The organism is Hoeflea sp., from assembly GCF_984452065.1.
Window position 1 is genome coordinate 1 of record NZ_CFHWAF010000206.1, and the last position, 5,499, is coordinate 5,499.

At 60.1% G+C, this 5,499-nt stretch carries 6 protein-coding genes; 4 read left to right on the top strand and 2 right to left on the bottom strand.

The features are described from left to right. Positions 1 to 102 precede the first annotated feature (102 nt). Both AC5E6N_RS23020 and AC5E6N_RS23025 read right to left on the bottom strand, forming a co-directional pair. Complete coding sequence (locus tag AC5E6N_RS23020) at positions 103 to 915, bottom strand: TVP38/TMEM64 family protein (RefSeq protein ID WP_491749994.1); 813 nt, start codon at positions 913 to 915, stop codon at positions 103 to 105. 174 nt (positions 916 to 1,089) lie between these two features. Then, positions 1,090 to 1,914, bottom strand: a complete 825-nt coding sequence (locus AC5E6N_RS23025; protein ID WP_491749995.1) for a DUF547 domain-containing protein — start codon at positions 1,912 to 1,914, stop codon at positions 1,090 to 1,092. A gap of 339 nt (positions 1,915 to 2,253) precedes the next feature. On the opposite strand from AC5E6N_RS23025, the gene rpmH reads away from it, so the two are divergent. Genes rpmH through yihA form a run of 4 tightly spaced genes read left to right on the top strand, consistent with a single transcriptional unit; the run spans position 2,254 to position 5,343 of the window. Beyond that, the gene (gene rpmH, locus AC5E6N_RS23030; protein ID WP_267992118.1) at positions 2,254 to 2,391 is read left to right on the top strand and encodes a 50S ribosomal protein L34; all 138 of its coding nucleotides are present in this window, start codon (positions 2,254 to 2,256) and stop codon (positions 2,389 to 2,391) included. Between the two features lie 28 nt (positions 2,392 to 2,419). Next, positions 2,420 to 2,821, top strand: coding sequence for a ribonuclease P protein component (rnpA, locus tag AC5E6N_RS23035; protein ID WP_491749996.1), 402 nt, complete (start codon positions 2,420 to 2,422; stop codon positions 2,819 to 2,821). Beyond that, positions 2,821 to 4,665 carry a membrane protein insertase YidC gene (yidC, locus tag AC5E6N_RS23040; RefSeq protein ID WP_491749997.1) on the top strand — a complete coding sequence of 615 codons (1,845 nt, stop codon included), beginning with the start codon at positions 2,821 to 2,823 and terminating at the stop codon, positions 4,663 to 4,665. Before rnpA ends, yidC begins: the two co-directional genes overlap by 1 nt. 18 nt (positions 4,666 to 4,683) lie before the next feature. Then, entirely contained in the window at positions 4,684 to 5,343 is a 660-nt protein-coding gene (gene yihA, locus AC5E6N_RS23045) for a ribosome biogenesis GTP-binding protein YihA/YsxC (protein WP_491749998.1), read from the top strand. Positions 5,344 to 5,499: the final 156 nt, after the last annotated feature.

Sequence of the window (5,499 nt, forward strand, 5' to 3'; positions counted from 1 at the left end):
CCGAGTGAACCGATTTTCCGCCATCAAATGCTTCAATCTAATCACAACTCGCTCTGGCTCAATAAAGAAACAGCCCGGCAGGCCTGCCGGGCGCAGAATAATTCAGATTTCGCGGCCCGCGCGAAATTTTTTGATAACAAACGGTATCGCGGCGACAACGGCCAGAGCCGCAAATGCAATGGTCAGTTCGGTGGTGACGAGATCCGAAAGAGAAATATCGCGTCCGGCTTCCTTGGCCGAAAGGATCACACTGTCCAGCCCCTGGCCGAGATAGGCATAGGCGTAGGTGCCCGGCAGGATACCGAGGAAGGTGGCAGCCACATAGACGCGCAGCGGCACGTTGAACAGAGCCGGCGCGATATTGATGACAAAAAACGGAAAAACCGGCGCGAGCCGCAGAACAAGCAGGAAACCGAACGCGTTTTCCTCAAAGCTGTCAGCCAGCCTGGCAACGCCGGGACCGGCCATTTTCTTCAGGAAATCGCCCATGGCGGTGCGGGCGGCAAGAAAGATGATCGATGCGCCGATGGTCGCGGCAAAGGCCGTGAGCGTGCCGCCGAGGAACCAGCCGAACAGAAAACCGCCGAGGATCGTCAGCAGCGACGCGGCAGGAAAGGAAAACGCCACTGCGGCGGTATAGGCGAGCAGATAGACAAGGCAGGCGATGACGATGTTGTCCATCACATAGGCTTTCAGCGCATCGCGGTGCTCGATCAGCGCCTCAAAGGTGAGGAATTCGTGCAGGCCGTAATAGTAGCCGAGCGCCAGCCCGCACAGGATCACCCCCAGCGGCGCAAAGCGCTTCATCCGTCCGCTGCTGCTCCTGGTTTCCATGGCACCGTCTTCATCCATGACGCTATCGCGGTCAAGCTGCGCGCCCGCCGCCTCGCCTGCCCGTCTCGTCTCTGCTGTCATGGAGCGCTCCTCGTCTTCCAAATGGCCGGGGGGCCGGTAGGACCCCCTCGTTTCAGGAACCTAAGTGCGGCAGTGCTGCTGCGCCAATGAATTCAACTCGCGTTTTCGAACGTGTGTGTGAGCGCAGGCGACACGACGCTCACGCCAGCGTGATATGCTATGGTCACCAAATGGTTAACCGATGTCATTGAGGGACCAGTCGTAAACAAAGCGGCCAAGGCTCGCGGAATTGATGTCGGCCTTGTGCCGCGGTTCCGCAAAGTCGCCCCAATGGTCTTTCAGGCGCCTCTTTCCGCCGAAGTCTTCGGCATACCAGGAATATATCTTGGATGAGGTGATGCGGCCCGATTTGACCGATACGCCGCGCGCGTGATTGACATAGTCACGGGCATTCTGTGCCAAAAGGCTGTCCACATTGGCGCCGGTATAGGCTCTGACCGCCAGATTGGGACAGGAATAGGATGCGCAGTTCAAGCCGTAGTGGGACATGGGATCGTTGAACAGAGCCCGCACGACCCGGTGTTCGACATCGTCTAGCGAAAGCTCCACACCCTCGACGGTCATCAGCTTCTTCGACCAGGGTCCCGAACCGAACAATCCGCCGCCGCCCAGCTTGATATTCTTGATCGAGCTGACCGGATAGTAGTCGGCAACCACATCAAGCGTCGCGGCATTGTAGAGATTGATCCAGTAGGCATGCGCCTCGTTCGCCGACAGCGTCGTCGGGCGGACCGATTGAAGGGCGACAAGATAGGATTTCAACGCGCCCTGGCCCGATGATTTCAAACCGCGATAGTCAAACCTGTTGTATCCCTCGGCGTCCGGCTTCACATGGGTTCTCAGCAGCGTGTCAAAAGCCGAGTGATCAAAGCCACTGCCGCCGCGCGGGCGCAGCCGGCCGATCGCTCTGGCCGCCCGGGTGCCCGGGATTGCGGTGACGTAAGCACCGGCAAGCGTCGCGCCTGCAATCAGAAAAGAGCGTCGGGACAGGTCTGTCATGGGCTTTCCTCAATTGTCTGAGCCAGAGCGGCAACATCCACACCGGCAGGAAAATCGCGCGGGCACCGGCAACAGGCAAGGGCCGCGGCCGCGTTCTCACCGTCATGTGAAACAAGGTGATGGATGGCCGGCCCGGCAATCCGCCGGCCGGCCTTGCCTGAACGCGTCCGCAGACAGGCAACGCGATTGACTTGAACAGGGCTTTCTGCGTATAAGCCGCGCACGTTCGGGTTTAATCGTCCGGCGCTTGTTTCATTGCGCCCAGGAGGCCCGGACGACAATCGCAACGCTGCTGTTTTGACAGCCAAAGAAGGGCCGCACACCGCGGTGTTTAAATAAATGACAAAGCGTACCTTTCAACCATCCAAAATCGTGCGCAAGCGCCGCCACGGCTTCCGCGCCCGCACAGCCACCAAGGGCGGCCGCAAGGTCCTCGCCGCACGCCGCTCGCGCGGACGCAAGCGCCTTTCGGCCTGAACCGGCCGGTACAACCCGAAGAGGGCCCATGCCGCCGATGAGGCTATCGCCGAAAATCGGGCGTCTTCGCAAACGCTCCGAATTTCTGGCCGTTCGCAAGGGTGAACGGCGCAAGGGCCCCTATTTCATTGTCGAGGTCCTGGATCGCGCGCGGCCGCATGACGTACCGCGCATCGGCTACACGGTGACAAAACGGCAGGGCAATGCGGTCGAACGCAACCGGATCCGGCGGCGACTCAAGGAGGCCGTGAGAACCGGCGCCGGGTTTGATATGAAGCCCGGTCATGACTATGTGGTGGTAGCGCGGCGCGATGCACTGAAGGCTCCTTTCGAAGCCTTGTCGGACGCGCTGGCGACACGCATCGGAAAGGCCGCCACAGGCAAGCGCGGCACCGGTCGCAATCCTGCGCCGAAAAACGGAACCGAGTGATGGAACAGAACAAAAATTACTTCATAGCCATTGGGCTTTCGGTGCTGATCCTGATCGCCTGGCAGTTTCTGTACGTCAATCCGAAAATCGAGCAAGAGCGGGCCGCGCAGGAAGCGCTGCAACAGCAGCAGCTCGAGCAGCAGACGCCGCAAAGCGGCCAGCCCGCGACATCTTCGCCCGGCGGTTCTTCCGAATTGCCTCAACAGGGATCCCCGACCGCGACCGGTCTGCCCGGCGCCGCATCAGGGACCACCGGCGCTGCTTCGACGGTGAGCCGCGAGGCTTCCCTCGGCCAGTCCCGACGCGTCACGATCGAGACACCGGCGCTGACCGGATCGATCAACCTTGCCGGCGCGCGTTTCGACGATCTGAAACTGAAAAACTACCGCGAGACCGTGGACCCGACGAGCCCGATCATCGAGCTCCTGTCGCCGGCTTCCATGCAGGAAGGCTATTTCGCCGAATTCGGCTATGCCGGCAACGATATCAGCGGCACCGTACCCGGACCGGAGACGGTCTGGCAGGTTGAGGGCACGCCGACACTGACGCCATCGACACCGGTGGTGCTGAACTGGACGAACGACAAGGGCCTTGCCTTCCAGCGCACGATCAGCGTCGACGACAATTACATGTTCGAGGTCATCGACGCCGTCACGAACAATTCGGACAGCGCCGTTTCCGTGTCGCCATACGGGCGCATCACCCGGCTCTACAAGCCTTCGCTCACCGGCATCTTCGTCCTGCACGAGGGACTGCTGGGCGTCATCGGCGAGGAGGGTCTGCAGGAAATCGACTATGACGATGTCGAAAACGACCGCACCATCAGCCCGGCCAAGTCCAATGTCGGCTGGATGGGCATAACGGACAAATACTGGGCGACCGCGCTTATCCCGGCGCAAGGCAATCCGTTCCAGACGCGGTTCTCCTATTTCGACGACGGCCGGCCGCGCTACCAGACGGATTTTCTGAGCGACGCGGTCACGGTCCAGCCGGGCCAGACGCAGACCAGCGAAAAACACCTCTTCGCCGGCGCCAAGCTGGTTCCGATCATTCAGGACTATCAGGGCACCTACAATATCGACCGGTTCGACCTGATGATCGACTGGGGCTGGTTCTATTTCATCACCAAGCCGATGTTCTACCTGCTCGACTATTTATACCGGTTCTTCGGCAATTTCGGCGTGGCGATTCTGGCGACAACCGTTATCCTGAAGCTCTTCTTCTTCCCGCTGGCCAACAAGTCCTACAAGTCGATGGCCAATATGAAGAAGGTCCAGCCGCAGATGGAGGAAATCAAGGCCAAGCATGGCGACGACCGCCAGGCCATGCAGAAGGCCATGATGGAGCTCTACAAGAAGGAAAAGATCAACCCGGTCGCCGGCTGCTGGCCGGTCTTGCTGCAGATTCCGGTCTTCTTTGCGCTCTACAAGGTGCTTTACGTCACCATCGAAATGCGCCATGCGCCCTTCTTCGGATGGATCCAGGACCTGTCGGCCCCCGATCCGACAACGATCTTCAACCTTTTCGGGCTGTTGCCGTTCACGCCGCCGCTGTTCCTGATGATCGGCATCTGGCCGCTGCTGATGGGGATCACCATGTTCCTGCAGATGCGCATGAATCCGACACCGCCCGACCCCACACAGGCGATGATCTTCAACTGGATGCCGGTGATCTTCACCTTCATGCTGGCCACCTTCCCGGCGGGTCTGGTGATCTACTGGGCGTGGAACAACTTCCTGTCGATTCTCCAGCAGGGCGTGATCATGAAGCGCCAGGGCGTCAAGATCGAGCTTTGGGACAATCTGATCAACATGTTCAAGAAGAAGCCGAAAGCGGCCGAATAGCCGCTTTCTTTCCGGCAGATGAGCGACAGGCCGACAGACGCGCCCGATGCCGCGACACTCTTCGCGCGGCCCTGGGTGTTTATCCGCGGCGTGCCGGCGATGACGTTCCTGCCGCCGGAAGGTCCGCCGGAAATCGCCTTTGCCGGGCGCTCCAATGTCGGCAAATCGTCGCTGATCAATGCGCTGGTGCGCCAGAAGGGCCTCGCCCGCACCTCGAACACGCCGGGACGCACCCAGGAGCTGAACTATTTCGTGCCCGACGGTTATTCGGGCACGGCCGGCGACCTGCCTCCGCTCGCCCTTGTCGACATGCCCGGTTACGGCTTCGCCAAGGCGCCGAAGGCACAGGTCGAAAAATGGACCAAACTCGTTTTCGACTATCTGCGCGGCCGCTCGACCCTCAAGCGGGTCTATGTGCTGATCGATGCCCGCCACGGCCTGAAACCCAATGACGAGGAGGTTCTCAAACTCCTCGACACGGCAGCGGTTTCCTACCAGATCGTCCTGACGAAGATCGACAAGATCAAGACACCCGGCATCGACAGGCTCATGCGTGAAACCGACGAGCGGATCAGGCGGCGGCCCGCCGCATTTCCGGGCATCATCGCCACGTCTTCGGAAAAATCGACCGGAATGGACGAGCTGCGGCAGGCGATCATGGACGCAACACGCAGCTAGAACCATTCAATTTCGGATATGTATGCTATTGTCGGCGTACAGGCGACGGAGGAATGCGCTTTAGACCGTTTCATTGTTTGTGTGAAGCATTTGATGGCGGTAAATCGGTTCATTCGGCAAGGCGCGTCGCGCAGCGCGATGTGGTGCATCGGGCAA

Excerpts from the sequence above, each read along its gene's own strand:
- AC5E6N_RS23020 (WP_491749994.1), bottom strand. The coding sequence starts at position 915 with ATGACAGCAGAGACGAGACGGGCAGGCGAGGCGGCGGGCGCGCAGCTT.
- AC5E6N_RS23025 (WP_491749995.1), bottom strand. The coding sequence starts at position 1,914 with ATGACAGACCTGTCCCGACGCTCTTTTCTGATTGCAGGCGCGACGCTT.
- rpmH (WP_267992118.1), top strand. The coding sequence starts at position 2,254 with ATGACAAAGCGTACCTTTCAACCATCCAAAATCGTGCGCAAGCGCCGC.
- rnpA (WP_491749996.1), top strand. The coding sequence starts at position 2,420 with ATGCCGCCGATGAGGCTATCGCCGAAAATCGGGCGTCTTCGCAAACGC.
- yidC (WP_491749997.1), top strand. The coding sequence starts at position 2,821 with ATGGAACAGAACAAAAATTACTTCATAGCCATTGGGCTTTCGGTGCTG.
- yihA (WP_491749998.1), top strand. The coding sequence starts at position 4,684 with ATGAGCGACAGGCCGACAGACGCGCCCGATGCCGCGACACTCTTCGCG.